This window comes from Burkholderia cepacia, assembly GCF_001039005.1.
Lineage (GTDB): Bacteria > Pseudomonadota > Gammaproteobacteria > Burkholderiales > Burkholderiaceae > Burkholderia > Burkholderia theae.
This window is the reverse complement of the sequence record NZ_LDWR01000065.1, coordinates 16436-42152: the sequence shown is the minus strand read 5'-3', so window position 1 is coordinate 42152 and position 25717 is coordinate 16436. Positions and strand designations below refer to the sequence as shown.

General features: G+C 67.5%; 19 protein-coding genes. 11 read left to right on the top strand and 8 right to left on the bottom strand.

All coding sequences use genetic code 11. The features are described from left to right. Positions 1 to 4 precede the first annotated feature (4 nt). The 5 genes from tssE to tssA all read left to right on the top strand — a co-directional run bounded on the left by tssE (position 5) and on the right by tssA (position 7679). Complete coding sequence (tssE, locus tag VL15_RS33125; protein ID WP_048251028.1) at positions 5 to 490, top strand: type VI secretion system baseplate subunit TssE; 486 nt, start codon at positions 5 to 7, stop codon at positions 488 to 490. A gap of 76 nt (positions 491 to 566) precedes the next feature. Next, positions 567 to 2402, top strand: coding sequence for a type VI secretion system baseplate subunit TssF (tssF, locus tag VL15_RS33120; RefSeq protein ID WP_048251027.1), 1836 nt, complete (start codon positions 567 to 569; stop codon positions 2400 to 2402). Next, positions 2366 to 3466, top strand: a complete 1101-nt coding sequence (gene tssG, locus VL15_RS33115; RefSeq protein WP_048251026.1) for a type VI secretion system baseplate subunit TssG — start codon at positions 2366 to 2368, stop codon at positions 3464 to 3466. Before tssF ends, tssG begins: the two co-directional genes overlap by 37 nt. A gap of 380 nt (positions 3467 to 3846) precedes the next feature. Next, complete coding sequence (gene tssH, locus VL15_RS33110) at positions 3847 to 6516, top strand: type VI secretion system ATPase TssH (protein WP_048251025.1); 2670 nt, start codon at positions 3847 to 3849, stop codon at positions 6514 to 6516. A gap of 41 nt (positions 6517 to 6557) precedes the next feature. Continuing rightward, entirely contained in the window at positions 6558 to 7679 is a 1122-nt protein-coding gene (gene tssA, locus VL15_RS33105) for a type VI secretion system protein TssA (RefSeq protein WP_048251024.1), read from the top strand. A 79-nt stretch (positions 7680 to 7758) separates the two neighbouring features. On the opposite strand, the gene VL15_RS33100 is transcribed toward tssA, so the two are convergent. The 4 genes from VL15_RS33100 to VL15_RS33085 form a co-directional block, all read right to left on the bottom strand. Further along, positions 7759 to 8709, bottom strand: coding sequence for an OmpA family protein (locus VL15_RS33100; protein WP_048251023.1), 951 nt, complete (start codon positions 8707 to 8709; stop codon positions 7759 to 7761). Between the two features lie 4 nt (positions 8710 to 8713). Then, entirely contained in the window at positions 8714 to 9703 is a 990-nt protein-coding gene (gene tagF / locus VL15_RS33095; protein WP_048251022.1) for a type VI secretion system-associated protein TagF, read from the bottom strand. Further along, positions 9700 to 13644 carry a type VI secretion system membrane subunit TssM gene (tssM, locus tag VL15_RS33090; protein ID WP_048251021.1) on the bottom strand — a complete coding sequence of 1315 codons (3945 nt, stop codon included), beginning with the start codon at positions 13642 to 13644 and terminating at the stop codon, positions 9700 to 9702. Before tssM ends, tagF begins: the two co-directional genes overlap by 4 nt. 304 nt (positions 13645 to 13948) lie before the next feature. After that, entirely contained in the window at positions 13949 to 14794 is an 846-nt protein-coding gene (locus VL15_RS33085; RefSeq protein WP_048251020.1) for a M15 family metallopeptidase, read from the bottom strand. Between the two features lie 121 nt (positions 14795 to 14915). Between VL15_RS33085 and VL15_RS33080 the strand changes: the two genes are divergently transcribed. Together VL15_RS33080 and VL15_RS33075 are read left to right on the top strand one after the other, a co-directional pair. Further along, entirely contained in the window at positions 14916 to 15881 is a 966-nt protein-coding gene (locus VL15_RS33080) for a hypothetical protein (RefSeq protein WP_048251019.1), read from the top strand. Between the two features lie 206 nt (positions 15882 to 16087). Further along, positions 16088 to 17116, top strand: a complete 1029-nt coding sequence (locus tag VL15_RS33075) for a transporter (RefSeq protein ID WP_048251038.1) — start codon at positions 16088 to 16090, stop codon at positions 17114 to 17116. 21 nt (positions 17117 to 17137) lie between these two features. Here the strand turns inward: VL15_RS33075 and VL15_RS40980 are convergent, their stop codons facing one another. Both VL15_RS40980 and VL15_RS33070 read right to left on the bottom strand, forming a co-directional pair. Further along, entirely contained in the window at positions 17138 to 17290 is a 153-nt protein-coding gene (locus VL15_RS40980; RefSeq protein WP_080971029.1) for a DUF1427 family protein, read from the bottom strand. Between the two features lie 24 nt (positions 17291 to 17314). Next, positions 17315 to 18292: a quinone oxidoreductase family protein gene (locus VL15_RS33070; protein WP_048251018.1), complete on the bottom strand. Its 978-nt coding sequence runs from the start codon at positions 18290 to 18292 to the stop codon at positions 17315 to 17317. A 161-nt stretch (positions 18293 to 18453) separates the two neighbouring features. Here VL15_RS33070 and VL15_RS33065 point away from each other — a divergent pair, with 161 nt between their 5' ends. Continuing rightward, entirely contained in the window at positions 18454 to 19374 is a 921-nt protein-coding gene (locus tag VL15_RS33065) for a LysR family transcriptional regulator (protein ID WP_048251017.1), read from the top strand. A 145-nt stretch (positions 19375 to 19519) separates the two neighbouring features. On the opposite strand, the gene VL15_RS33060 is transcribed toward VL15_RS33065, so the two are convergent. Further along, positions 19520 to 21688 carry a M1 family metallopeptidase gene (locus VL15_RS33060; RefSeq protein ID WP_048251016.1) on the bottom strand — a complete coding sequence of 723 codons (2169 nt, stop codon included), beginning with the start codon at positions 21686 to 21688 and terminating at the stop codon, positions 19520 to 19522. 642 nt (positions 21689 to 22330) lie between these two features. Between VL15_RS33060 and VL15_RS33055 the strand changes: the two genes are divergently transcribed. The 3 genes from VL15_RS33055 to VL15_RS33045 all read left to right on the top strand — a co-directional run bounded on the left by VL15_RS33055 (position 22331) and on the right by VL15_RS33045 (position 25066). Continuing rightward, positions 22331 to 22825, top strand: coding sequence for an LEA type 2 family protein (locus VL15_RS33055; protein WP_048251015.1), 495 nt, complete (start codon positions 22331 to 22333; stop codon positions 22823 to 22825). 118 nt (positions 22826 to 22943) lie between these two features. Then, a complete protein-coding gene (locus VL15_RS33050; protein WP_048251014.1) occupies positions 22944 to 24086 on the top strand; it encodes a methyltransferase in 1143 nt (380 codons plus the stop codon). Positions 24087 to 24175: 89 nt separating this feature from the next. Further along, positions 24176 to 25066 (top strand): class I SAM-dependent methyltransferase, encoded by an 891-nt coding sequence (locus VL15_RS33045; RefSeq protein ID WP_048251037.1) that lies wholly within the window; start codon positions 24176 to 24178, stop codon positions 25064 to 25066. Between the two features lie 45 nt (positions 25067 to 25111). Here VL15_RS33045 and VL15_RS33040 read toward each other — a convergent pair whose 3' ends face one another. Continuing rightward, positions 25112 to 25684, bottom strand: coding sequence for a DUF1415 domain-containing protein (locus tag VL15_RS33040; protein WP_048251013.1), 573 nt, complete (start codon positions 25682 to 25684; stop codon positions 25112 to 25114). Positions 25685 to 25717 lie beyond the last annotated feature (33 nt).

The window sequence follows — 25717 nt, the reverse complement described above, 5'->3', positions numbered from 1 at the left end:
GCTGATGAAACGATTCGAACCCAGTTTTCTCGACAAGCTGTTCGACGACGAACCGCACCTGCCGGCCTCGGCAGCGATGCGGCAATTGTCGCTGGACGAGCTCAAGAACACGGTCGCCCGCGACGTCGAGGCGATCCTCAACACCCGTATCGCGCACACCGAGAACGAACTGGCCGCGCTGCCGGAATGCCAGAAATCGGTGCTGACCTACGGGCTGAACGATTTCGCGGGGCTGAGCCTCGCGAGTCACTACGACCGCGCGTTCATCTGCAAGTCGATCCAGCAGGCCATCGCGCGCCATGAGCCGCGCCTGCAGCAGGTCCAGGTGGCGTTCGAGCTGAACGAGCAGGCGACCAACGCGCTCTACTTCGCGATCCAGGCGCTGCTCGTCGTGCACCCGGCCGAGGAGCCGGTGAGTTTCGACGCGATGCTGCAGCCGTCGACGCTGCAGTATTCGGTCACGCGCGCACGCGCCGCGAGAATGCAGTAAATCAAGCCGCCGAGCGGGCCGGACCGCCCGGTGGTTGATCAGGTCCGGCAGGAAATATTGAGGTTCGGGGTCGTCGATGGAAGAATTGCTGCCGTATTACGAGCGCGAATTATCGTTTTTGCGGCGCTATTCGCGAGATTTCGCCGAACGCTATCCGAAAATCGCGGCACGGCTCGCGCTATCCGGCGAGCATTGCGAGGATCCGCACGTCGAGCGGATGATCGAGTCGTTCGCGCTGCTCGGCGCGCGCATCAACAAGAAGCTCGACGACGACTATCCCGAATTCACCGAAGCGCTGCTGGAAGTGCTGTATCCGCACTACCTGCGGCCGTTTCCGTCGTGTTCGATCGCGCAGTTCACGCCGGCGTCGCCCGGCCAGCAGACCGAACCGGTCGTGATCGATCGCGGCACCGAGCTGAAGAGTCGCCCGATCCGCGGCGTGCAGTGCCGGTTCCGCACTGCCTACGACGTGACGCTCGCGCCCATCCGTATCTCGGAAGCCCGCTACACGCCGGTCGCGCTCGCGCCGAGCGCGACGGTGCTGCCGTCCAACGCGACGGGTGTGATCTCGATCACGTTCGAATCGCTCGCCGCGCAGCTCGATCTCGGCGCGCTGAAGGTGCCGACGCTGCGCGCGCACCTGCACGGCGAGCAGTCGTTCGTCGCCGCGCTGACCGATTGCCTGTTCGTCAACGTGCTCGGCGCGTATGTCGAGCCAGAACGCAACGGCCGCTGGACCGCGCTGCGCAAGCTGCCGATCGCGCAGGCCGGCTTCGGCGAGGACGACGCGCTGATCGACTACCCGGCGAAATCGCATCCCGCGTACCGCCTGCTCACCGAATACTTCGCGTTCCCCGACAAGTTCGATTTCGTCGATTTCGACCTCGCGGCGATCGCGCGTGCGTCGGGCCGCTGCCAGCGCGCGACGCTGCACCTGGTGCTGCAGGACGTGCGCAGCGATTCGCACGTCGCGCGGCTGCTCGAACTGCTGACGGCGAGCCACTTCCGGCTGTTCTGCACGCCTATCGTCAACCTGTTTCGCCAGCACGGCGAGCCGATCCGCATCACGCATCGCGCGGTGTCGTACCCGGTGATTGCCGAGGCGCGCCGTGCGTTCGCGTACGAGGTGTACTCGATCGACTCGGTGAAGCTCGTGCGGCAGCAGGCGCATGAAGAATCGGTGATCGAGTTCCGACCGTTCTATTCGCTGCATCACGGCGAATCGGCGCGGATCGGCCATTACTGGTTCGCGCGCCGCAACGACTGGGTTGCGCAAAAGAGCCCCGGCTACGAAACGGAGATCTCGATCGTCGACATCGACTTCGAGCCGACGTCGCCGCAAACCGACACGCTGAGCCTCGACCTCACCTGCACGAACCGCGACCTGCCGGCGATGCTCGCGTTCGGCCTCGAGGGCGGCGACCTGTTCCAGGAAGGCGGTGCGCAGACGAGCGGCATCTCGCTGCTGCGCCGCCCGACGCAGAGCGTGCGCTTCGAGCGCGGCCGCGCCGCGCACTGGCGGCTCGTGTCGCACCTCGCGCTCAATCACGTGTCGCTGGTCGCGCACGGCCTCGCGCCGCTGAAGGAAATGCTGACGCTGTACGACCTGCGGCGCACCGCCGTGTCGATGCGTCAGATCGACGGCCTGGCCGGCATCGAGCAGCGCGGCGCCGTGCAGTGGCTGCCCGGCAAACCGTTCGCGACCTTCGTGCGCGGCATCGAGATCTGCCTGACGATCGACGAGGAGCACTTCGTCGGCGCGAGCCTTGCGTCGTTCGTGCGCGTGCTCGACAGCTTCTTCGGGCTTTACGTCCACCTCAACAGTTTCGTTCAACTAGTCGTCGTGTCGAAGCGCACCGGCGAGGAGATCATCCGATGCAAGCCCCGGACCGGCGAGTCGATCCTGGCGTAGTCGACGCGCTGCTCGACGAACCGCACCGCTTCGAATTCTTCCAGGCGGTGCGCGTGCTCGAAGGACTGTTTGCGCGGCAGGCGTCGGATGCGCCCGGCGCATGGCGACAGGGCGACGTGGTCGCGCAGCGCATCGAATTCCGCAACACGCTGTCGCTCGGTTTTCCGCCGAGCGAGATCGAGGGCGTGCGCTCGTTCGACGACGACGGCGCGCTGCTCGACTCGGACGAGCAGCGCAAAGCCGCGCTCGCGTCCGGCGAACTCGGCCACGTCGAGCTGACGCCCGCGTTCTTCGGGCTGCTCGGCGCACAGGGCGCGCTGCCGCTGCATTACACCGAGCAGATCGTCGCGCGCGAGCACCATAAGCGCGACCACGCGGCGCGCGCGTTTTTCGATGTGTTTTCGAACCGCGCGACCGCGCTGTTCTATGCGGCGTGGAAGAAATACCGGCTGCCGTTCCATTACGAGCTCGACCGCGACGAGCGCTACCTGCCGCTGCTGCTCGCGATCGCGGGCGTGCCGAGCGACGAGGTGCGCGACAGCCTCGCGGCGGGCGTCGGCGGCGTGCTCGACGAGGCCGTCGCCGGTTACGCGCTGGCCGCGCGGCACCGGCCGATGTCGGCCGCATACCTGCAGCGCACGCTGTCCGACTATTTCCGCGTGCCGGTGAAGATCGATCAGTTCGTCGGCAAGTGGTACGACGTGCCGCCCGACCAGCTGAGCGTGCTCGGCGAGGTCAATGCGGTGCTCGGCGCGACGGCGCTGGTCGGCGAACGCGTGTGGCAGCGCGACATGCGCGCGCGGATCGTCGTCGGCCCGCTGTCCAAGCGCGATTACGAGGCGTTCCTGCCCGGCGGCCCGCAGGCTGTCGCGCTCGAACGGATGCTGACGCTGCTCGCTGGCGTCACGCTCGAATACGAGGTGAAGCTGGTGCTGAAGCGCACCGAGGTCGGCGCGAGCGTGCTCGGCGCGGGCTCGCGGCTCGGCTGGGACGCATTCCTCTGCACGCGCGACGCGATCGACGACCGCTCGGACGCACGCTACGAACTGCACGTGATTCACTGATTCCAAGGGTCTGTTTACATATGGAACGCGCATGCGAATGCCCGAAATCGCTCGTCCCCCAAGGGGACTTCCTTGCGGGGCGCGGGCAAGAAGTGAGGAGCGCCGTTTGGCCTTGCCAAACGCCCCGAAGGAAGTCCCCTTGGGGGACAAGCGACGAGCGACGCCGCCATGCGGGCGATTTCGGGCATTCCCGTGACATGAATTTTTTAATTTGGGGTTGCCACGAGAACGGCCGCTCGCCGCGTTGCGCTTCTTGCGAATACGTCAGTATTCGCGGCGTCGCGCGCCTCGCGAGCGGCCGTTCTCGTGGCAACGCATGCGCGTTCCATATGTAAACAGACCCTAACAACAAACACACAATCGAACCTGAGATCGACGCCATGAGCACGCCTCTGAAGACCCTGATCACGAAACTGAACCCGCTGAGCCGGCACGCGACCGAGCGTGCGGCGAGCGCGTGCCTGGCGCGCGGCCACTACGAGGTCGATCTGGAGCACCTGTTCCTCGCGTTGCTCGAGGAGCCGGCGGGCGACCTGCCGCTCGCGCTGCGCGCGAGCCGCGTCGATCCGCATGCGCTGCGCGCCGATCTGGAGCGCGAACTGACGCGCCTGAAGACCGGCAATACGCGCACGCCGGTGTTTTCCGTGCACCTGATCGCGCTGTTCGAGCAGGCCTGGCTGATCGCATCGCTCGATTCGCATCTCGGCCGCATCCGTTCGGGGCACCTGCTGCTCGCACTGCTGACCGCGCCGGATCTCGCGCAGTTCGCGCAGCGCATGTCGTCACAGTTCGCGGAAGTGAACGTGACGGACCTGAAGCACAAGTTCGACGAGATCGTGGCCGGGTCGAGCGAAGCCGAACCGCGCCAGGCCGATAGCGACGACGGCGGCGTGGCGCCGGCCGCCGATGGCACGGCGCCCGCAGCCGGCCCGTCGAAGACGCCCGCGCTCGACACGTACACGACCAACCTCACGCAGCGCGCGCGCGACGGCAAGATCGATCCGGTGATCGGCCGCGAAGCCGAGATTCGCCAGGCGATCGACATCCTGATGCGCCGCCGCCAGAACAACCCGATCATGACCGGCGAAGCCGGTGTCGGTAAAACGGCGGTTGTCGAAGGGCTCGCGCTGCGGATCGCGGCCGACGACGTGCCGCCGCCGCTGCGTGGCGTCGCGCTGCACGTGCTCGACATGGGGCTGCTGCAGGCCGGCGCGAGCGTGAAGGGCGAGTTCGAGAATCGCCTGAAGAGCGTGATCGACGAGGTGAAGAAGAGCGCGCATCCGATCATTCTGTTCATCGACGAGGCGCACACGATCATCGGCGCGGGCGGTCAGGCCGGCCAGAACGATGCCGCGAACCTGCTGAAGCCGGCGCTCGCGCGCGGCGAGCTGCGCACGATCGCCGCGACGACGTGGAGCGAATACAAGAAGTACTTCGAGAAGGATGCGGCGCTCGCGCGGCGCTTCCAGGTCGTGAAGGTCGAGGAGCCGAGCGAGCCGCTCGCGGCCGCGATGCTGCGCGGGATGTCGGGCCTGATGGAGAAGCACTTCAACGTGCGGATCCTCGACGATGCGATCACCGAGGCCGTGCGCCTGTCGCACCGCTACATCAGCGGCCGCCAGCTGCCCGACAAGGCGATCAGCGTGCTCGACACCGCATGCGCGAAGGTCGCGCTCGCGCACAGCGCGACGCCAGCGGCGATCGACGACACGAAGAAGCGCATCGAGCGGATCGACGCGGAAATCGCGTCGCTGGAGCGCGAGGCGGCCGGCGGCGCGCCGCACGACGAGCGGCTCGCCGAGCTGCGCGGCACGCGCGACACGGCGCTGGAGCAACTCGCGAAGGACGAAGCGCGCTACGAAGCCGAGCGCGTGATCGTCGCCGAGATCACCGAATTGCGCGACACGCTCGACAAGGCGCGCGGCCCGTCGGAAGACGGCCAGCCGGTCGACGTGCAGGCGACGCGCGACCAGCTCGCCGAACGCGTCGCGGCGCTGCATGCGCTGCAGGGCGCCGAGCCGATGGTGCCGCTGCAGGTCGACGGCCATGTCGTCGCCGAGATCGTCGCCGCGTGGACGGGCATTCCGCTCGGCCGCATGGTGAAGGACGAGATCGATACCGTGCTGAACCTGCAGCCGCTGCTCACCGCGCGCGTGATCGGCCAGGACCATGCGCTCGACGCGATCGCGCAGCGCGTGCGCACCGCGACCGCGAACCTCGAGGATCCGAACAAGCCGCGCGGCGTGTTCATGTTCGTCGGGCCGTCGGGCGTCGGCAAGACCGAGACCGCGCTCGCGCTGGCCGACATCCTGTACGGCGGCGAGCGCAAGATGGTCACGATCAACATGAGCGAGTACCAGGAAGCGCACAGCGTGTCGGGCCTGAAGGGCTCGCCGCCCGGCTACGTCGGTTACGGCGAAGGCGGCGTGCTGACCGAGGCCGTGCGCCGCAACCCGTATTCGGTCGTGCTGCTCGACGAGGTCGAGAAGGCGCACCCCGACGTGCTCGAGATGTTCTTCCAGGTGTTCGACAAGGGCACGATGGACGATGCGGAAGGGCGCGAGATCGATTTCCGCAACACGCTGATCATCCTGACGTCGAACGTCGGTTCGACCGCGGTGATGGCGGCGTGCCTGAACAAGCCGGCCGAGGAGCTGCCCGATCCGGACGCGCTCGCCGAGACGCTGCGCCCGCAGCTGTACAAGACGTTCAAGCCCGCGTTCCTCGGCCGGATGAAGGTCGTGCCGTACTATCCGATTTCCGACGACGTGCTGGCCGAGATCATCGACCTGAAGCTCGAGCGGATCCGCCGTCGGATCGAGGCGCACCACAAGGCCGCGTTCGAATGGGACGAGTCGCTCGTCGATGCGGTGCTGGCGCGCTGCACCGAGGTCGATTCGGGCGCCCGCAACGTCGACCATATCCTGAACGGCACGCTGCTGCCGGAGATCGCGGGCCACGTGCTCGGCCGGATCGCCGACGGCGCGGCCATCGCGCGCATCGCGGTGCGCGCGGACGAGGCCGGCGAATTCGCGTACACCGTCGAATGAGCGCGGCCGCGCAACGCAAGCATTGATGAACTGACCGAACCATGCCGATCAATCTCCCCGAGTTGCTGACACCGATCAGCGATGTGTCGCCCAGCGGCGACGACATGCTGTTTTCGAACGAATTCGACGCGATCCAGGACGCGCGGCGCTACGACGATCCGACGCTCGACCAGGGCGAATGGGTGACCGAGATCAAGGAGGCCGACTGGGGCTTCGTCGTCGACCATGCGGGCGAGCTGCTGCGCACGCGCACCAAGGACCTGCGGCTCGGCGTGTGGCTGACCGAGGCGCTCGCGCTCGAGGACGGCCTCACCGGCCTCACCGAGGGTTATGCGCTGCTCGAGGGCCTGTGCCGCGAGTTCTGGGACACCGTGCATCCGCTGCCCGAAGGCGACGACACCGAGTACCGGCTCGGCAACGTCGCGTGGCTCTCCGGCCGCACGGCCGAGCTGCTGCGCGCGGTGCCGATGACGGACGGCGCGTCGAACGCGTTCAGCACGCTCGACTGGGAAGTGGCGCAGCACGTCGCGCAGTCCATCAAGCGCGACCCCGAGCACGCGGACGACATCGCGCGCGGCAAGCCGACGGTCGACCAGATCGATTCGTCGCGGCGCGTGACGCCGATCGCGTTCTACACGGCGCTGCTGGCGAACCTGAAGGCGTTCGAATTCGCGCTCGATGCATTCGAGGAGCGGCTCGTCGAGCGCGCCGGCGATTCGGCGCCGAGCTTCCGGCAGGCGCGCGACGCGTTCGAGACGGTGTACCGGCTCGCCGAGCGCTTTGCGCGCGAGCAGGGTTATACGGGCAGCGCGCCGCACGCGCCATCGGCGCCGCAGGCGCAGCCCGAGCGCATCGAGCCGGTTTTCGGCAATTCGATCCAGACCGAGGAGACTCACGTGCAGTCGCAGACCGCTCCGCGTCCCCCGATGACGCAAATGATCGCCGGCATCCAGAACCGTGCGCAGGCCGTCGACCAGCTGCGTGCGGTGGCGCGTTATTTCCGCCAGACCGAGCCGCACAGCCCGGTCGCGTATCTTGCCGACAAGGCGGCCGAATGGGCCGACATGCCGCTGCACAAGTGGCTCGAGAGCGTCGTCAAGGACGACGGCTCGCTGTCGCATATTCGCGAGTTGCTGGGCGTGCGGCCGGACGAGCAGTCGTAAACGCACAACGGGCGGCGCATGACTGCCGCCGCCCGTTGCCTGCCGGGCCGCCCCATGCGGAGCGGCCCGTGTCGATCCGTTACTGTCCCACCCGGAACTCGATTCTCCGATTCCGCGCCCGTCCATCCGCCGTGTCATTCGGCGCGATCGGCTGATCCGGCCCGACGCCCGTCGTCGTCATCTGCTGCGGCGGAATGCTCTTCGTGATCAGGTAACCCTTCACCGCGTCCGAGCGCGCCTGGCTCAGCGCGATGTTCGACGTCCGGTTCCCCGAGTTGTCGGTGTGGCCGATGATGTCGACCGTGCGGTTCTGCATCTTCGAGAGTGCGGCCGCCATCTGGTCGAGGATCAGCTTGCCCTGCGGCGTCAGCGTCGCGCTGCCCGTCTCGAACTCGATCGTCCGGTTCGCGAGCGTCTGGTCGAGCACACCTTGCTCGGACGCCGACACACGCAGCCCGTTCTTGATCGTGTAGGTCGGGTTCAGCGTGTTCGCCATGTCGCTCGCGAGCTGCTGGCGCTGCGCCTCGTTGTGCACCTCGCCCTTCATCTCGATCTGCGTGCCGTTGATCTTCAGCTGCCCCTTGCTGATCTGCTTGAGCTGCGCGCCGAGCAGCTTCTGCACGTTCGCGCTCCAGTTCGGCGGCGTCGCGACGTCGCCGACCTCGACCTGGTCGACGACGTTCGTCGCGCCGTAGGTGTCGCGCAGCTTCTGCAGCACGGCGGCCTTGGTCGCCTCGTCGGGCACCTTGCCGCCGACAACCACCTGGCCGGGCGCCGCGTTCGCGGGCGGCGGCGTGATGGTGCCGGCCGTGCCGCGCACCACCGTGCCGGACGCGCTCGACGGCGCGGCGCCGGGGTTCGTGTTCGACGACGGCAGCGCGGTCGTCGTGACCGTGCCGTTGCCGACCGGCGTGACGGTCGCGCCGGTGTTCTGCGCGAAGCTCGCGCCGCTGGCAACGAGGCCGGCGGCGAGCAGGGCGGCGAGGGCGGGCGAGAAGCGTGCGCGCCGGACGTGAATCGTGCGATGCATCCCGTCAGCCTCCGATGAACGCTTCGCGGAACGCGTCGATGGCGACCCGCAGCGAGAGTTGCGGTTGGTCGAGGTAGCTGACGAGCTTGCTGATCTGGTGATCGTTTTGCGCATGGGCGTCGATCCACTCGGGATCGTCGATGTCGATGTTGTGGGCGGCGTAGGTCTGCGGGTCGACAACGCTCAGCAGCGTCTTCGCCGACGCACCGTTGAAGCCGATGATGAGCCGTTCGCGCTCGGCGATCGTGCCGATGAAGATCGCGAGCTCGAAATCGGCCTGCGCGACGAACGGCGCGATCAGTTCGAGCCAGAACGCGGCGACGAGGCTGCGGTAGAACGGATCGACCGGCAGCGGCAGCGTGAGGCCGCGTTCAATGTGCGACGAGCCGCTCTGCATCACCGGCCGCAGCAGCGAGCCGAGCGCGAGCATCGCGCCGCGCAGCCGCACCGGGTGCCCGCTTTCGAGCAGCATCTGCTGGAGCCCATACAGCGACTGGTGTTCGACGAAATCGTTGAAGGTGCCGTCATGCGACGTGCCGGGGCCGCCGACGTCGATCGGCACCTGCGTGTCGCCGAGCGCCTGCAGCGCGCCGGGCGGCTCGTCCTTGCCGAGCAGCGGCGGGATCTGCGTGGCGACGCGCGACCACAGCCGCGCGAACGCGAGCGGGCTGCGCGCGAGGAACGCGAGCGGCCGGTCGACCTCGAGCGCGGTTGCGCCGAGGAACGGGAAGCGGCGCATCGACACGTCGTGGCTCGCGACCATGTGGCCCGCGATCGCGAGCTTGCTGCGCGAGCCGAGGAACGCGAAATGCATCGGCTTCGCATCCTCGTAGACGAGTTTCCAGCGCGGATCTTCCGCGAGCAGTTCGAGTGCCTGCGCGATCCAGCGATCGAGCGTCTGCAGCAACTGCGGATTGTGCGGGCTCTTCACGAAGTCGCCGCGCGACGGAATCTTGCCGAAGTAGGCGATTTGCGCCTGTACGGTTTGCGTCATTGCGCCCCCTGTGCATTCGTTGCGTTGGCGGCCGCGACGGCCGGCGCTGCGCCCGGCGTGCCCGTGCCGGACTGGGTCGCGTTCTGAGCGGCGCCCGCGCTCGCGTCGGCGACCGACGACGGCAGCTGCAGGCCGCGCAGGCTCTGCTGCTGCGGTTGGTCGCCGCCACCGCCGGACGGTTGCGACGTGCTGATGATGCGCATCGTCACCGACACGTTCACGCTGCCTTGCACCCACGTCAGGTCGAAGGTGCCGTCCGGACGGCGCTTGCGCTGCGCCGAGTTGATCAGCTTTTCGAGACCGTAGCGGCCCGGCTCGTTGACGAGCTGCACCGTGCGGCCGTCGAAGGTCGTAGCGGACAGCGTCGCGCCCGGCGAGCCCTGCGGGTTCGGCCACACGAAGTTGGTCCACTGCGGCGGCGTGTTGCGGTAACGCAGTTGCTGGCCGTCGATCGCGATCGTGTATTCGGTCGTGCCCGTGCTCGGTTGCGGCAGGATCTGGAACACGGTCTGCGGCTCGGACGCCGCGGCCGCGCTGCCTGCGGCGCCGCCCGCGAGCGGCGCGACCCAGCGTGCGAAGCCGTTCGTGAAGTCCGGCGTGAGCCCGACGCCCATGTCGCCCCACGTGCGGGCGGCGAGCGTGTCGCCGCGGCGCACCGCGAGCGGCCCGAGCGTCGTGCCGACGAACTTCGCGATCGAGCCGTCCGGACCGAACACCTGCGCGATTTCGCCGGCGCCGGCTTCGACCTTCGCGTTCGCCGCGAACGGGTACTTCGTCGCGAGCGAGTTCTGGAACGGCTGGTAGACCTGCGCGTTCCACACCTTGTTGACCTCGGCGCTGGCCGGCTGGATCACGACGGCGAACGCCTGCATCAGCGGCCGCACGAGCAGCGGACGCAGCGACTTGCGTTGCGAATCGGTGAGGCCCGTCAGCATCTGCTCGTCGACGAGCTTCAGCGAATCGGCGAGTTCCGAGCCGTTGCCGTCGAGCGTCTGCTGCATCAGCTGGCGCGCGCCGGGGCCCGGGTCGCCCTGGTTCTTGATCACGTTGAAGCGGGTACGGACCTTCGACAGCGAATCCATGTAGCCCTTGAGCATCGACGTGCCGTCATGCGTCGCGACGATCCGCGCGAGCCCGATGAACTCCTGGCCGATCGGACCCATCGGCACCTCGGCCGGATTGCCGTTGATGTCGATGTTGGCGGCCGCCACCTGGCCGGCCTGCGAGCGCGAGAACAACTGCTTGACCCAGTTCACGACGCCGGTCTGCGCCTTCTTGATCGTCACGTTCGCGAGCGACGGGTTGTCCCACGACGTCTGGTCGTACGCGGTTTCGAGGATCTTGCGGATCGGCGAATCCTGCGGGTCGCCGAGGCGGTTCATCCCGTCGACGGCCTGGCCGAAGCTGCTGAAGCCCTGCACCGCGATGCCCTGCATGAACTTCTGCCAGTGCTGCGCGTACTCGGTCTTGTACATGCCGACGAGCGTCTTCTGGATCTGCTCGGGGCTGCCCTCGAGCGTCAGGTCGTCCTGCGTCGACGTGTTCAGCACCCAGTCCTTCGCCTGCAGTTCCTTGGTCGCCGCGTCGCGGATCGCCGGCTGCACGTAGTCGAACCACGCTTCGCGCGTGAACGTGCCCGGAATCGCGTAGCTGCCTGCAACGAGCCCCTGGTTGCCGTCGCCGACGATGCGCGCGATGGTCATCGGCGCGAAGCGGGTCGACGCGCGTGCCTTGATTTCCTCGTAGACGCGCTGACGGGCCGGCATGCCGCGCACGACGCGGCGCAGGTTCTCGCGGGTCTGGTCGACGAGCGCGAGGTTCGCGTCGATCATCGGCCAGTCGTCGTCGTTCACACGCGACAGGTAGAACGAGATCATGCGCTCCGCGCTCTTGATCATCTCGTCACGCGGCATGTTGCCGCGATTCGTCTCGAGCCAGCCGCGCCAGAAGCGGGCGAGCTGGTCGGTCAGGTGCGCCTGCTCGACGTGACGCTTGTCGGACAGCATCAGGTACGTCTTGAGTGCGTTGTACGCGTCCTGCACGTTGGTCGGCGACGCGTCGCTGTAGAGGCCGCCCTGCGGTGCGGCCGCCTGTTGCGGCGCGGCGGCCGGCGCGGTGCCGGACGCGGCCAGTGCGGCACCGGCCAGCGGCGCGGCGCCTGCCGCGTTCGTCGAGACCGGCAGCGCGCCGGCCTGCACGGCACCCGACTCGGGCGGGCGCGTCATCGGCACGAGCTGTTCGGGGTGCGCGTTCACGTCCTTCATGAACGAGGCAAGGTTCTGCGACACGGGGGCCAGCAGGATCTGGCGCACGCCGTTGTAGTACTCCGTCAGCAAGTGCTGCTCGAGACGGTCGCCCTGGTACAGGCCGAGCGACACCGACAGCGGCTTGTCGCGGCGGAACTGCTCGAGCTGTTCGATCCGGTCTTCCAGGATGTCCATCGCCTGCAGGCGCGACTGCAGGTCGTTGCGGCCCTGCTGCAAGCGCGTGACGTTGTCGAGGTCGGCCTGCACGTTCGAGACGAGCTGCTGGTTGCCGATCGTCGACCAGGTCCAGCCGCCGAGCGCGATCGCGAGCGCCGCGACGAAGCCGAAGAAGGTCGCGTAGCGCAGCCGCGTCTTGTTCGGGCTGGCGAATTGGCGCACCGTCTGGCGGTCCGCGAAGATCACCTTCGAGAACAGGTCGCGCAGGAAGAAGCCGTTCTTCGAGAACGCGCTGTGCGGCTTCGGCAGCGCGTTCGCGTCGAGGCCGAAGCGGTGCGCGATGCGCTGCGCGGCCGCGCTGTTGGTTTCGCCTTCCTGCAGCGCGCTGGTGAAGTAGAAGCCGCGGAAGATCGGCTTGTACTGGAACGGGTTGTTCTCGAACAGCGTCGCGAGGAACGCGCGCAGCGACGGCTTGATCGTCGAGAATTCGAGCGGGAAGCTCAACTGGCCCGGCGACAGCTGGTTGCCGCGCGACAGCGACAGCTGCGCGACGCTGATCTCCTTCAGCCCTTCATAGAGTTCCTCGAAGTGCGTGTCGAACTGCGCGACGACATCGCGCTTGTCGTCCGGCTCGTAGGGCAGGGTGGCGCCCCACACGCGGTCGTACTCGTGCTTGTCGTTGCTGCTGAAGAATTCGGTGAAGCCGGTGATCAGGTCGGCCTTCGTGAACATCACGTAGACCGGCGCGAACACCTCGAGTTTTTCCGTCAGCTCCTGAACGCGCTGGCGGAGGTTTTTCGCGAGGTTGATCGCGAATTCGGGGCGGTTGCCGGTGAGTTCGGCGATGCTCGCGGTGACGATGATGCCGTTGATCGGCGCCTTCGGGCGATAGCGCTTGAGCAGGCCGAGGAAGCCGAGCCACTCGCTGCGGTCTTCCTCGTGCACCGAATAGCGGCCGGCCGTGTCGAGCAGGATCCCTTCGGTCGTGAAGAACCAGTCGCAGTTACGCGTGCCGCCGATGCCGTGGATCACGGCGCTGTTCTTGTCCGCGAACGGGAACTGCAGGCCGGAATTGAGCACGGCGCTGCTCTTGCCCGCGGCCGGGTTGCCGATCACGATGTACCACGGCAGTTCGTACAGCGCGGAGCCGCCCGAGACCTGGCCGATCTTCGACGTCTTGATCGTCTTCACCGCGTCCGACAGGCGCGTGCGCAGCACGTCGAGGTCGGCCGTCTTCGCGTCGGGCGCGAGCGCGGCGGCGGCGGGCGCGGTGATCTTGCCGGTTTCCGCCTGCTCTTCCAGTATCTGGCCGAGCTGCTGGTTCGCGCGCTTCACGCGCCAGCGGCGCCACAGCGCGACGACCAGCCACAGCGCGAGGATCGCCGCGAACGCGATCGCCGCCCACAGGAGCGGCAGCTGCAGCATGTCGGCGACGATGAAGAGGATGGCCGCTAGCGCGACGATCCCGACAATCGAGAGCGTACGCGGATGAGTCAGCACGTTGAGGATGCGTTGCATAGGACGTTCAGGTTCCGGTGCGATTCGGTGAGGCGACGCAGGCGCGCCGAGCGGCAAGGGTGGCGCCGCGATGTGTCGCCACGCTGTCAAACGGGATGAAGAAGGGGGCTGGCATCAATGCGCTCGCGGCATCGGAGAAGGCGCGCGCAATAATGAAAGGACGCTGTGAGATTTAAAACGGAAGTGGCGGCCGAAAAAAATCACGCACCGGAATGCCCGATCTTTTACGCCGCCCATATCGTTTCCTGCCGGGATATTAAAAAGCCCCATGCCGCCCTCATTATTTCTTGTCCGGCAGCCATGGCTAGCTGCCGCGTCCCAGTTTAAAACCGGGTTTATGGTATTCCACGTGCCCGAGATCCATCATTTTCCATCGGCCCCCCCAGGTCAGGCCGACCTGCTCGGCGACCTGGCCGTACAACTGGTAGCCGCGCATCGCCCACGGATCTTTCTCGGAAATGACCAGCTTGCCGTCGCGCAGGAATGCGTTGTCGGCCGCCAGCCCGAATTGGTGATAACTCTGGAAGGCCGCCGCGTTGGTCACGTTGCCGCCCATCTGCGCCAGCCGGTTTTGCCGTTCCGGGCTCCGGTAACCTTCCAGCAGCGCCATTTCATAACCATATTGTTCGTGCATGATCTTGTAGACCAGCAACAAACGCGTACGGAAATCCGGATCCAGCAGGTTCCAGTCCCGGCTCGCATCCTTCAGCGCCGGGCGCACCTGTTCGACTTCCTTGGTGGCGAAGACTTCCGGCGGCAGCGGCGGCGGCGGCACGAGCTGTTCGCCCTGCAGCAGCGCGGCGATCTTCTCGTCGGGCACGCGCGCCGTGTCGTCGTACTGGAACAATTGCCGGCCGCGTAACGCAATGGCGACCAATGGCGGCGTCGCAAGAATACCTGCCGATACCGTAATCATCAAGCGCCGCCGAACCAGTAAATTTTGCACATCGTTTAATGCGCCGCGCGTAACGCTTGCCGATTTAACAATCTGACTTCGCGTGCGCGAGGCGCGATCGTTCGCACGGCGCGTAAGACGGCCGTGAAACTGGGCAACCGATTCGAAAACGGTCGCGCGGATACCCGGTAAAAGCAACAGTGCCGCAACCGCGACGGCAAGGGCGAAATAGGCGACGAGTGCGACGGCAATCAACGAAATCCCCGGAAATTGGAATTGATTGTGTTTTGCAATGCTTGCTCTTAGAATCAGGCTGCTTCGAGAGGCCGGGCTATATTATCGCGGTGAATTAAACCAGGATTCAATGAGACGCTGAATGAGTGCGCCGGAAAATTCAAATTCGAAAACTCCGCCCAGCCTGCTGTCGGATACTAAACCGGCAGGCGGCGGAGGAGCTCAGCAGTCGCGCATTCTCGCGAATCTGGAAGGACGTGTCACGCCGCCGGCCGAATCTCCGCGCCGTTCGCTGAAGGCGCCGATCGCGGCCGTCGTCGCATTGGTGGTTGCCGTCGGCGGCTGGGGCGCGTGGCGCATGCAGCAGCATACGGGCGAGCAGGCCGCCGTCGTCACGGCCGCCGCGCCTGCGGCAGCTGCACCGGCCAAGGCCGCACCGGCCAGCGATACCGCCGTCCAGGTCGCGCAGAATACCGCGCCCGCCGCGCAGCCGGCCACGATCGTCAACGACGATTCGGCCTCCCGGACCGTTGCGTCCGCATCGTCCGCGTCCGCCGCGGACAACAGCCGCCTGTCGCGCGCGCTCGCCAGCGGCGCCGACGACGCATCGGGCGCGGCCACGGCCGGTGCTGCCGCAGCCGCCACGGCCGCCGCGGCCGCGACGACCAAAACCGCGAAGGCCGACGCCGCGACGAGCGCGAAGGTCGCGGCGCACGGCAAGGCAGAGACGAAGGCCGATGCGAAGGCCGAAGCCCGCAAGCATCGCAAGGAACAGGAGGCCGAACTCGCACAGGCGAAGAAGCGCCGCGATGCGACGTCGACCCGTACCGCGAGCGCGAAGGCAGCCGGGAAGGACGATCCGGATGCCGATCTGCTCGCGGCGCTCGTCGCGCGCACGAAGCCGGCCGACAAGAAACTCGCCGCGCAGAAGGGGCAGGCCGTGCCGACCAAGACGGCGGCGACGGCCGGCTCGCTCGGGGCGCGCGTGAAGGAGTGTTCGGAGCGCGGTTTCTTCGAGGATCAGCTGTGCCGCTGGCGCGTCTGCGACGGCCACTGGGGCAAGGATCCGGCGTGCCCGAGCGCCGCGCAGTCGGAGACGCGGCAGTAACCCGTCTTGCGCGAGCCGTCATGCCGTACCTGCGCCGCCCGTTGGGCGGCGCGTTGCTTTTGGGGCAGGGTAGCGGCCGGTATGATGCCGCGTGACGCTGTCACGCGTGCGTCACGCCCGTCGGGCATACGTCTCCTTTCTCTTCCCGGCGCGGGCCCGCGACCCGCGATATGCGGCGCGCCGCGCGCCGCACGACCTTCGACACGATGGACCTGATCGTACAGACTTACGGCGCCGATACGTCCGGCATGGTGTGCGGATTCCGCTTCGTTCCGGGCGGATCCGGCGCGCTGCTCGATGCCGACGCGGCCGCCGAGTGGCTGCACACGTGCCGCGCGCACGATGCAGCCGTGTCGGGCGATTTCGTCTGGCTGCACTTCAATCTCGCGCATGGCGCGAGCGAGCGCTGGATGCGCTCCCATCTCGCGCTGCCCGACAGCTTCTTCGCATTCCTCCACGAAGGTTCCCGCTCGACACGCATCGAGCAGGAGGACGGCGCGTTGCGCGCGATCGTCAACGACGTGATGTTCAACCTCGAACTGACGCCGTCGGAGATCGCGACGCTGTTCGTCCACGTCGAGCGGCGCATCATGGTCACCGCGCGGCTCAAGCCGCTGCGCTCGGTCGACACGCTGCGCGCGTGCGTGCGCGACGGCGAGCAGTTCCGGTCGCCTGCGGAACTGCTCGTGCACCTGCTGCGCGACCAGGCCGATCTGCTGATCCAGATCATGCGGCGCACGAGCGTCGACATCGACCGCATCGAGGATCGCTTCCTGTCGCAGCGGCTCACGTCGAGCCGCATCGAGCTCGGTGCGATGCGCCGCACGCTGACGCGGCTGCAGCGCATGCTCGCGCCCGAGCCCGGGTCGATCTTCCGGCTGCTTGCGAAGCCGCCCGCGTGGCTGCACGCGGAAGACGTGCAGGAACTGCGCGAATCGACCGAAGAGTTCTCGCTGGTGCTCGCCGATCTGTCGGGGCTCAACGAGCGGATCAAGCTGTTGCAGGAAGAGATCGGGTCGCGCCTCGACGAGCAGAACAACCGGACGCTGTTCACGCTGACGCTCGTGACCGTGATCGCGCTGCCGATCAACATCGTCGCCGGCTTCTTCGGGATGAACGTCGGCGGTGTGCCGTTCTCGGAGAACAAGCACGGCTTCTGGCTGATGGTGCTGCTCGTCGCGGGCTTCACCGGGCTCGCCGCATGGTGGGCGTTCCGTCGTCGCGACGACCGTTAGCGCCGGCGCCGCATCGGCGCATCAACGCAGCAGCGCGATCGCGCGTTCGCCGATCACCATCCCGAGCAGGCCGACGAGCGCGACGAGCGGCGGGGCCGGCGAGCGCACGTGCAGCAGCGTGTACAGCACGCCGACACCGAGGCCCACCGCGAGCGAAGTCACGTAATCGATCATGGCGGTCTCCCGTGCGGTCGGGCGTCAGGGCTTGAGGATGACGCGCTCGCGCGCACCGGCCAGCACCGCGCGATACGCGTCGTGCGCGCGTTCGAGCGGGTACACGTAGTCGTCGCCGATCGGAAACGGGCGCAGCGTGCCGTTGCCGAAGCCGGGCGCGAGCGTGTCGAGGATCTGCGCGACCGCGGCGCCGTCAAGCTGGATCGAGTCGACCCCCACGTACGTGTGCTGGCCGCGATAGAACGCGAAGATGTCGAACGGCACGCTGCGGTCGATCGTCGAGATGAAGATCTGCCGCGCACCGATCGCCATCGACGCGTTCGCGGCTTCGAAATACGGGCTGCCGACCGTGTTGTAGACGATGTCCGCGCCGTGGCCGCCGGTTGCGGCGCGCACCGCGTCGGCGACCGGCCCGCTCGACGCGTCGATCATGTGCACGTCGCCCGACGCATGGCCGCGATAGCCGCCGGGCCCGCGCTCGACGCCGATCACGGTCGCGCCGCGCGCGGTCGCGAGCTGGATCGCGGCCTGGCCGACCTTGCCGTTCGCGCCGAACACGAGCACGACGTCGCCCGCGGCCGGCATGCCGGCCCGGCGCAAGCCCTCGTACGCAGTGACGAACGGCACGCCGATGCCGGCCGCTTCGTCGAGCGTCAGCACGGCCGGCTTGCGGCGCACCAGTGCCGCGTCGAGCACGAGCCATTCCGCATGCGAGCCGTTGCGCCCCACGCCGAGGTCGCCGCCGGAGCCCCACACGGGCGCGCCGATCCATTCGGCAGGACCGCCGCGCACGATGCCGGCCCAGTCACGCCCGGGCGTGCGCGGCCACACCGCATGCGGCATGCGCCCGAGCGCGGCCTTCACGTCGCTCGGATTGACGCCGGCCGCGCGCACCTCGATCAGGAGCTGGCCGTCGGCCGGCACGGGCGGGTCGATTTCCCTGACGCGCGCGTCGAGCGACTCGATGTCGGCGGCGGGCGCGTCGAAGCGGATGCTGCGCATGATGATCTCCGTGAAGGATGGTTGCCGTGCGGCCCGGCGGGCCGGCGCGTGCAACGGATGAAAAGGATGAATGCAGTCTAGTCGGCCCGATTTGACGCGGAAATATGCAAAGGCGGATGATTGTTTTGCGATTTACGCATAGCAAAACCCGAGGCCCCCGAATGGACGACTTCCTTTCCCCGCATCTGGCGCTGTTCGTCGACGTGGTCGACCAGCAGAGCTTCTCGGCGGCCGCGCGCCGGCTGGGTGTCGCCGCGTCATCGGTCACGCGGCGCATCGATCGGCTCGAGGCACAGCTCGGCATCCGCCTCCTGCATCGCACCACGCATGCGCTGCGGCCGACCGAGGCCGGGCAGTTGCTGTACGGGCGCGCGACGCGGATGCTGGCCGAGTTGCGCGGCCTGCAGGAAGACCTGCACAGCCAGCACGACGAGCCGAGCGGGCTACTGCGCGTCGACTGTCCGGCGCCGTTCGGCCGGCTGCACCTGATGGCCGCGCTGGCCGCGTTCATGCAGCATCATCCGGCGCTGCAGGTCGACCTGATGCTGACGGACAGCATGGTCGATCTGCAGGGCGCACGGCTCGGTTCCGACGTCGATCTCGCGGTGCGCATCGGCCCGCTCGAGGACACGCGTTTCGTCGCGACCGTGCTGGCGCCACAGCGGCGCGTGCTGTGCGCGAGCGCGGCCTACCTCGCGCGGCGCGGCGAGCCCGACTCGCCCGACGCGCTCGCCGCGCACGACTGCCTCGCGTGGCAGGGCGCACCGCCGCCGGGCGCGTGGCACTTCGGCGACCGTCGGCACGTGCCGGCGCGGCCGCGGTTTCGCAGCAATCATTCGGAAGCGTTGCTCGAAGCCGCGATCGATGGTCTCGGGCTTGCGCACCTGCCGACCTGGCTTGCGGGCGACGCGCTGCGTGACGGACGGCTGCGCGCGGTGCTCCCGCAATACGCGGCGGCACCCGAGCCGGCGACGATCCACGTGTTGCGCCAGCAGGCGCGCGGCAGCGCCCGCGCGTCGCGGCTCGTCGCGTTCCTGGCGACGTGGTTCGCACAGCCGGCGTGGGACGCCGCATGGGCGTGACGGCGAGCGGGCGCGTGGGGCGGTGCGGCGGCAGGGCCGCGCGGAAATAAAAAAAGGGCCTCGCTCGCGAGGCCCGTCAAAGGTCGGGGAGACTGGTACGCCGGCCGGCGCCGCAAGTTGGGCGGCACCGGCCGGGCGCGACCCGTTACTGCGTCACTACCTTGCGCGGCTTGAAGATGCCCTGGTATTGCAGTGCCGGGCGTTCCTTCGTCGTCGGCGCGATGCCGTCGAAGGTCGGCGTCTGGCGCAGCTTCATCGCGGCCGGCGAAGCGACCGAGCCGATCGACGTCGAGCGCGAAGCCGGTGCGAGGTTGTTCGCGACGAGCAGCGCGGCTTCGCTCTGCAGGTTCGACAGCAGCACCGGATCGGTCGAGCGGTTGACCTGCGTGAGCAGCCCGCTCCAGGCCGCGTCGCTGTAGTTCACGACGTAGTAGTCAAGCCCGCTCGGGTCCGCGACCACGCCCGTGCAGCCGTCGATCCGCGTCTGCGTCTGCGTATCCTTCAGCGCGAGCGTCGTGCGTTTCGCGAGACCCTGGCCGTACGCGAGCGTGATCGGCACCGTCCACTGCAGGCCCGGATACGCGTTCTTGTTCGGGAACGGCTGCTGCTTCAGCGTGACGATCGTCTGGTTCTTCGTCAGGTCGCACTGCGTGTCGAGCGAGATCAGCGGCACGCCGGTCTGGCGCACATAGCTGTCGCCGATCTGGCCGATCGGCTGGCCGCTCTCCTTCGACAGCGCGTCCCACAGGCGCTTCGGTGTGCCGTTGCCGAACGAGTAGTCGACCAGGTACTGCTGCAGACCCTTGCGCAGCGTCTGTTCGCCGAGATAGTTCTCGAGCGTCTTCAGCACGTGGCCGCCCTTGTCGTACGTGAACGCGCTCGCGCTCAGCACGAAGTCGTTCGACGCCCAGCCGTTGAAGTTCGGCGCGACCGGGAACGCGTTCGGGCCGATGTCGCGATTGATCACGCGGTACTTGTTCTTCACCTGGTCGAGCCAACTGAACTCGTTGGGGAAGAACTGGATCGTCGTCTTCGTCTCGAAGAACGTCGCGAACGACTCGTTGAGCCACACGTTGTCCCACCAGTCGGTCGTGACCAGATCGCCGAACCACTGGTGCGCGACTTCGTGCGTCAGCACCTCGTTGCCGTAGTGCGACATCGGCTGACCCGGCTGCGGCAGGATGTCGTCGGCGAACTCGAGGATCGACCCCCAGTTCTCCATCCCGCCGAAGTTCAGGTCCTTCTGCGCCTTGAACGCGTCGTTCGCGGCCACCGTGTCGAACTTCGTGAGGGGCAGCGCGATGCCCGTGTAGCGGTAGTAGAAGTCGAGCGCCTGCTTGGTGCGGTCCATCGCCGGCTTCGCCCAGTCGCTCATGCCCGGCGGCGTGAACACGCGCAGGTGCAGGCCGCCCTTGCCGCCAGGCAGCGGGCTGGTGAAGTCGTCCTCGTAGGTGTCGAACAGGCCGCCGCCGAAGAACAGCAGGTACGACGGCATCGGCGGGGTCTTCTCGAACTGCACGAGCTTGTAGCCGCCGCCGATGCCGGTCGACGGCTTCTCGGCCGCGTTCGACACGACGCGCCAGCTCTGCGGCACTTCGGCCGTCACTTCATAGGTCGGGCGGAACGCCGGCTCGTCCCAGCCGGGGAACCACTGGCGCGACAGGTTGGTTTCGCCCTGCGTGAGGATCGCGCCGCTCGTCGTGCCGTCGGTGCCCTTCAGGTCGACGCGGAAGATGCCTTCCGCGGCCGAGCAGCCAGGATACGGATCGTTGCCGCAGCTGCCGCCCGTCTTCGCGACGGGATCGTCATACGACTTGAAGTTGATGATGCCGGACCATTCCATGTGCAGCGAATAGGTGCCCGGCGAAATCGAACCGCTCACGGGGCGCAGCTGGTAGAAGTCGCCCTTGTCCTGCGGCGTCGCGATCAGCTGGATGTTGCCCGGCTGCAGCGTGATGCGGCCGTTCGTGAACTTGATCCGGTGGCCGGCGATCACGATGTTGTTGACCGGCTTCAGCACCTTGATCTCGACGTCGGCGCGGCCGTCGAACGCGTTCAGCGCTTCGTTCGGGCGGAACCACAGCCGGTAGTTCACGGGCACCACGGTGTCCGGCAGTTCGACAGGCGATACGCTCTTGTCGACGTTGGATGCGCTCGGTGGCGCGTTGACGGCGGGCGACGAGCCCGGTTGCGGCGCGCCGGCGGAGCTGAGCGCGGAAGCCGAGCCCACGCCGCCATCGTCGCCGCCGCACCCGGCGAGCGCGAGTGCGGCAACGAGCGGCAGATAACGCATCTTGCGAATGTTGATCGACATGACTGAAACCTCGATTGTAGAAAGAATCGTTCAGTGCTGCGAAAGCGCCGGCAAAAGCAAGCCCCTCGCCGTTAATCAACAGCGAAGAAAATGCTAATGACGGATTATTCGAAAAGACGGCGGCCGACTACGTATAGGTAATCATGGTTTACTGCCCCCTCTGGATTTCCGGATGTCGGTTAACTTGCCGGTTCAAAATGGCCGGACGCGTGTTGTACTGAATTGATTTCGCGCGCACGACACGGGGCCGCACGCCCGGCACGGGCGCGCAATCCCTTTGAATCGACGACCTACGGGGCTGGCCGGGCCCGGCCGCCGGACGGCAGGAAGGCGTGTCGCCATTCCGTAAAATCACCGTCATGCGGCTTCAAGGTTTGTCGGCTTGCTCGAAGGATGCGTAAATATACTTGATGGTTTTAGGTAAAGGAAACGAAAAATTTAGAAAGTGCGCCTATTGATTTCTGCGCGCTTCATTGAATGCTGGAAGTCATTAATGCGCTTTCCGTTTAGTTGGTGTTTTCGTAGTTTTAATCTATTAACGATCTTGTCCGGACGCGAAAACTACGAATCCCGGCGCGCCGGGGCGTGCTCGGTACAATGCATCGACGACTCGATCATCGATTGCCGCGAGGAGGCCCTCCCATGTCACACGCCCTGTTCCGTATCGCGCCGCTGCGCGCCGTGCTGTTGCTGTGCGCCGCGGTATTCCTGCTCGGTGGTTGCGCGGCGCTGTCGCGCGAACCCTTGCGCGTGTCGGTCGTCGGGCTCGACCCGCTCGTCGGGCAGGGGCTCGAGATGCGTTTCAGCCTGAAGCTGCGCGTGCAGAACCCGAGCGATGCGCCGATCGAATACGACGGCATCTCGGTTGCGCTCGACCTGAACGGCACGGCGTTCGCGAGCGGCGTCAGCGATCGCTCGGGCACCGTGCCGCGTTTCGGCGAGGCCGTGCTCGACGTGCCGGTTTCCGTGTCGGCATTCGCGGCCGCGCGGCAGGCGTGGAACCTGCCCGGCGCGGCCGCGAACGGCGAGTTGCCGTATGCGCTGCGCGGCCGGCTCGCGGGCGGCGTGCTCGGCACCGTGCACTTCAACGACGCGGGGACGCTGCGCATGCCCGCGATGCCGGGGTGGGGCGGCTGAACGGCGCGCCCGGTCGCGGGCCCGTGCGCGCGCTTTGCCGCGCGGGCAAAGCACGGTATGGTGTGAGCCGCGCGGCGCGACGCCGCCGCCTGTTGAAGCCAACCGTAACCGAGCTCGCGTGACCGATTTCCCCGTTTTCCACTGGACCGACGCCGACGGCGCCGATCATGCCGTGCGCTGGCGCTCCGAAGCCGGTGTGCAACCGCCGAAGCGCGCGGTGTCCGCCGACGACCGCGTCACTGCCGACGCGGCCTACCGCCTTGCCTGCGAGGGCACCGCGCTCGTCTGGCAGGGCGATTTCCAGAATGCGCGCCAGCTCGTGCAGGCGATGGCGCGCCGTGTCGAACGCAAGCCGAAGAAGGCGAAAGAGGCGAAAGCCGTGGCCGGCGTCGACGCGTTCAACCTACATCGTCTCGCGCAGTCGCAGCGGGCCCGCACGCTCGGGATGCTGTTGATCCCGCTCGACGCCGACTACACGATCCCGCTGCGCCGCGCGCCCGACGTGCGCGCCGCGTGCGAGGAGGCGTACGGGCCGGGCGGCGCGCCGTCGGTCGTATCGCTGCGCGAACTGCTCGGCCTCGTCGGCGCGCATGAATGGCGCAAGAAGGGCGTGCCGATCCCGGCGCTCGGCGGCGCGCCGATCCATCCGTACTACGGCGTGTTCTCGCCGGTGCGCGGCGAATACGTCGAACTCGTCGCGCGCGCGAAGCTGCCGGCGACGTCGCTCGCGTTCGACATCGGCACGGGCACCGGCGTGCTCGCGGCCGTGCTCGCGTCGCGCGGCGTCGAGCGCGTCGTCGCGACCGACCAGGATGCGCGGGCGCTGGCCTGTGCACGCGAGAACGTCGCGCGGCTCGGTCATGCGGATCGGGTCGACGTGGTCGAAGCCGACCTGTTTCCGGCCGGCCGCGCGCCGCTCGTGGTCTGCAATCCGCCGTGGGTGCCGGCCCGGCCGAGCGCGCCGATCGAATACGCGATCTACGATCCCGACAGCCGCATGTTGCGCGGTTTCCTCGCGGGGCTCGCCGCGCATCTCGAACCGGGCGGCGAGGGCTGGCTGATCCTGTCCGATTTCGCCGAGCATCTCGGCCTGCGATCGCGCGACACGCTGCTGCAATGGATCGACGAAGCGGGCCTCGTCGTGCTCGGCCGCGACGATATCCGCCCCGCGCATCCGAAGTCGGCCGATGCCGACGATCCGCTGCACGCGGCGCGCCGCGCCGAGGTCACATCGCTCTGGCGGCTCGGCGCCCGAGCCTGACCGCGTATTTTCGGTAAACTGTCGCCATTCCTCACGAATTCCCGCCGCCGGGCCGTGGTCGACCGACCGTGGCCCGGCGCCGCTTCCAGATGTCGAACAAGACCCACGAAATCCGTCCGGAGCAGTCAGTCGAGCTGCTGAAGGAACTGCACATCCTCACCCGCGACGGAAAGCTGAACCAGGACAGCCGCCGCAAGCTGAAGCAGGTCTATCACCTGTTCCAGTTCATCGAGCCGCTGCTCGCCGGCGTGCAGGCCGACAAAGGCAGCGTGACGCTCGTCGATCACGGCGCCGGCAAGTCGTATCTCGGCTTCATCCTGTACGACCTGTTCTTCAAGCAGCAGCCGGGGCACGGCACGCCGGCGTTTGCGTCGCACGTGTACGGGATCGAGACGCGCGAGGAGCTCGTCACGCGCTCGGCCGAGCTGGCCGCGCGGCTCGGGTTCGGCGGCATGTCGTTCCTGAACCTGTCGGTCGCCGATTCGATCACGTCGCCGCAGCTGCCCGAAACGGTCGACGTCGTCACCGCGCTGCACGCGTGCGACACGGCGACGGACGACGCGATCCGCTTCGCGCTCGCGAAGCGCGCGCAGCACATCGTGCTCGTGCCGTGCTGCCAGGCGGAAGTCGCGGGCGTGTTGCGCCGGAACAAGGGCAAGTCGCTCGCGAATGCGCTGACCGAGGTATGGCGGCATCCGCTGCATACGCGCGAATTCGGCAGCCAGATCACCAACGTGCTGCGCTGCCTGCAGCTCGAGGCGCACGGCTACCAGGTGAGCGTGACCGAGCTGGTCGGCTGGGAGCATTCGATGAAGAACGAGCTGATCATCGCGCAGTACAAGAACCTGCCGCGCCGGCGACCCGGCGAGCGGCTGAACGAGATCCTCGGCATGTTCGGGCTGGCCGAACTGAACGAGCGCTTCTTCGTGCCGGAAGCCACGGCGGCGGACGGCGACGCCGTCGAGCCGGTCGAGGGCTGACGCGCGGGCGGGCGCCGTGCCGCGCGGCGCACGTTGCACGCCGCGTCAGACGTCGTCGCCCGGCCGGCGCATCCATTCGCGCCAGCCATCGTGGCCGAGGCGGCGCAGCGTTTCCTGATTCCTTTCGTAGATCGCGGACGCGTCCGGGAACGCGTCGACCGCGCGCGCGATGCTGTCTTCGCGCAGCAGGTGCAGGATCGGATACGGCGCGCGGTTCGTATAGTTCTCGATGTCGTCGGGTTCGCTGCCTTCGAACCGGTAGTGCGGATGGAAGCTCGCGATCTGCAGCACGCCGTCGAGCCGCAACTGCCGCACGAGCCGGTCGGCAAAGAACAGCGCATCGTTGTAGTCGACGAAATCGGCGAACGCATGCGGGAAGATCACGAGCGTCGTGTCGACCTGCTGCGGGTCCGCCGCGTCGAGCGCGCGCAGCTCGGTTTCGAGCTCGGCGAGCGCGTCTTCCAGCGTCGTCGCTTCACTGATCGCGTAGCGCACCTGTTCCTTCACATAGACGCTTTTCGCGAACGGGCACAGATTGAGCCCGATCACCGCGCGCGCGAGCCAGTGCCGCGTGGCGGCGAGGATGTCGTCGTGCGATTCGGGGCGGGTGTCGGTCATCGTGAAACCAGTCGGGCGGAAGAGCGGCGAGGG